The sequence below is a fragment of the Pararhodobacter sp. SW119 genome (genome assembly GCF_017811755.1).
Lineage (GTDB): Bacteria > Pseudomonadota > Alphaproteobacteria > Rhodobacterales > Rhodobacteraceae > Pararhodobacter.
Genome location: NZ_JADDJF010000127.1, coordinates 1 through 2,415, shown reverse-complemented (window position 1 = coordinate 2,415; position 2,415 = coordinate 1). Strand labels below are relative to the sequence as shown.

1 protein-coding gene and 3 pseudogenes are annotated in these 2,415 nt (G+C 60.5%); all 4 read left to right on the top strand.

Annotation, left to right across the window (positions count from 1 at the left end; genetic code table 11):
- Positions 1–189: pseudogene (locus IM708_RS20725) on the top strand (hypothetical protein); the annotation flags it as partial.
- Between the two features lie 334 nt (positions 190–523).
- Entirely contained in the window at positions 524–1,864 is a 1,341-nt protein-coding gene (locus IM708_RS20720) for a hypothetical protein (protein WP_209428447.1), read from the top strand.
- 156 nt (positions 1,865–2,020) lie between these two features.
- Positions 2,021–2,263 (top strand): annotated as a pseudogene (locus IM708_RS20715) (IS6 family transposase); the annotation flags it as partial.
- A pseudogene (locus IM708_RS20710) lies at positions 2,260–2,415 on the top strand (IS110 family transposase); the annotation flags it as partial. The pseudogenes IM708_RS20715 and IM708_RS20710, both read left to right, overlap by 4 nt.

The window sequence follows — 2,415 nt, the reverse complement described above, 5'->3', positions numbered from 1 at the left end:
TCCGCTACAGACCCACGAGATGCTGTTCGATGCGCATTGGCACGCATTCCGGGTCTTCGGCGGCGTGCCGGGTCGAGGGATCTACGATAGCGAGACCTTGTTCGCCATTGGTTCAAGAACAATGGTCGAGCGCGCACAGCGGTGGATCGTGTCGGTCGCGGCAAGGAGCGCCAGGTCAACATGCGCTTCCCTCGCCAGACACGCTTGCCATCACGACGGATCGACACGGCCGTCTCTTTCATCGACACATCGAGACCGATATAATCTTCCATGGCTGTTCTCCATTCGATGCTTGGGCCCGGCGTCCAGTCGCGAGCCCGCATTTCCATCTTATCGCGGAACAGCCACCTTCTCGGAATCGACATCTCTCGGGGCGACTCGCTCCCGCGATTACCCCATGTGGACGGCTCGCGCACCACCGCCTGCACGGCCGCATCGAGGATGCGCAGCGCCTCATTGACCGTGACGTGCTACATTGCTCAAACCGCCGTCATTTTTCCGGGGACTTTCGATGAAGAGGGTAATGCAGGCATATTCTGGCGTCGTCAGTAGCGCCGTGGGCCGACTTGGCAAATGGGAGGGTCGGATCGTCGGTGCGATCCTGGTAGCTTGTAGCGTGCTGGTGCTGCTCTACGGCGACATCATTTTCGAGACCTATCCGCAGTGTGATCCGGAGGAGACTTGCGAGTACCTCCTGCCGGTCTTTACCGGAGACGCACCACCGCCGCTCACTTGGGACCATGTCATCTGGGTCCGTGAATGGGGCGAGTTCGGTGTTTTTTTCGAATCCAGTGACGTCGAGATGGCGACGTTGACTGAAGCGGGGCGCAGCGGCGCCTTGCGTGATCCGATGATGGCCAGCGGCTTCATCGCCGCTTTGGTCGTGCTGTGGCTCTCAATGCCGCTGGAGCGGCTGTACTGGCTGATGGTGCGCCAAATGGAGCAGGACGGCTTAGTGCCCCGTAACTTTCGCGCGCTGGCAGAGGTGGAAGCGCGTCGGCGGGTATGGGCCTGGACGGTCGGAGCCATCATCTGCCTGATCATGTTCGGCGGCATTCTGAACTTTCACGGGGGATATTCGCCGGAATTTTTAGACCAAGTCTTCCTTTGGGGGTCTTCAGTTCTCGGGTTTGCGGCCGGGCATCGCATGGGAACGGGCTTTGCCTACGGCCAGTTCGCCCGACGGTTCCAGAAGGTTTCCGAGCGGCCGCGACTGTTGCCGGGCCACGCAGACAAGTCGGGTGGCTGGCGGCGGTTTGGCGAATTCATGGCCTACCTGTCGGTGCTCATGTTCATCCCGCTGATGTGGTTGTCGACATGGATTTTCATCTCATTGCAAAGACCCGGGGCATTCGTGAGTTGCTTCCGCCTCGGAGCACCGGGGCCGGTTGAGCGGCTGCGCGAGTCCTGTGATTTCAGTCTCCCGGCCTACAGCACCTATGCCGGCTGGCTCAACTTGCAGATACCGTTGCTGGTGATAATGATACTTGTTACTTATGCTGGGCTCATCCGGCCCTTCTTCAAGGCGACTATTCCCTATCGTCAGGACCGTGCACGACTCTTTCGCGAGCACGTCGCACAACTCGACGCCCCGCTTGCCGCAGCGGTGGTACAATGGCAAGATGCCGAGAGCCTTGAAGAGCGGCGAGCAGCATCCAAGACTATCGGCGAACTGACCGAGATGCGCGAAACCATCTGGGCTCTGCCGATCGTACCGCTGCGGAGCGCCGTGACGGGGGTTTTCTCCTTCTCCGCCCTGTATCCGTTGGTGGTATTCGCGCTAGGTATTTTATTACCCAGGGACGAAGAACTCACTGGGGCAATCGGCCTTTTGGTTAGTTTCTTCAAATCCCTTGGCCTGTAGCAGGCGTCTGTAACCCGGTGTCGGGCTCGAGCAGTCCTGTGCACTGTGGCGATGAATGATAGCGCGTCGACCTGTGCGTCGGCCTCCAATGCCGAGGGCTGGCGGTGTCAGAGCAAATTCCTTGTGCGAGGCTTGGCGGCCGCGTAGGTTCCTCGGATGTCCAAACCGAGCCCCGAGATCATCCGCCTTGCGGTGATGCTCTACATCCGTTTCCCGCTCTCGCTGCGCAACGTCGAGGACCTGCTCCACGAGCGCGGTATCGAAATCAGCCATGAGACGGTGCGGTTCTGGTGGAACCGGTTCGGACCGATGTTCGCCGCCGAGATCCGCCGGCGCCGCGTCGAACGGATGCGTTCGTCGCAGCACTGGCGGTGGCACCTCGACGAGATGTTCGTGAACCCTACGTGAGGCGCCAGAAAAACGATGCTGCCGATGCCGAGGCGATCTGTGAAGCGGTGACCCGGCCGAACATGCGCTTCGTGCCGGTGAAGACCGAGGAGCAGCAGGCCGTGCTGGTCCTGCACCGATCACGCGACCTGCTGATGCGTCAG